Below are 236 nucleotides of genomic sequence, written 5' to 3' on the forward strand. Positions count from 1 at the left end.
TACGTCGCCCTTGGTCCGCTCTATCCGACGATCCTCACGAAGATGAAATGGCACCAGCAGAGACTGCCGCGGGTCAACGAATGAAAGACGCGCGTGGGCCAGACCCCCCTGGTAGGCATCGGCGGCATGTCGGTTGAGCGTGCCGCAGGCGTGGTGGAGGCGGGCGCGGATAGCGTATCGGTGGTGACGGATATCACCCTTCATGCAGAGCCTGAGTCCCGCGTGCGCCAGTGGAT

1 pseudogene is annotated in these 236 nt (G+C 63.6%); it reads left to right on the top strand.

Features of this window, described 5'->3' with window-relative positions:
- Nucleotides 1-236 (top strand): annotated as a pseudogene (locus tag R0J92_RS26590) (thiamine phosphate synthase); the annotation flags it as partial.

It is taken from the genome of Tritonibacter sp. SIMBA_163 (assembly GCF_046535935.1).
In the GTDB taxonomy this organism is placed as follows: domain Bacteria; phylum Pseudomonadota; class Alphaproteobacteria; order Rhodobacterales; family Rhodobacteraceae; genus Epibacterium; species Epibacterium scottomollicae.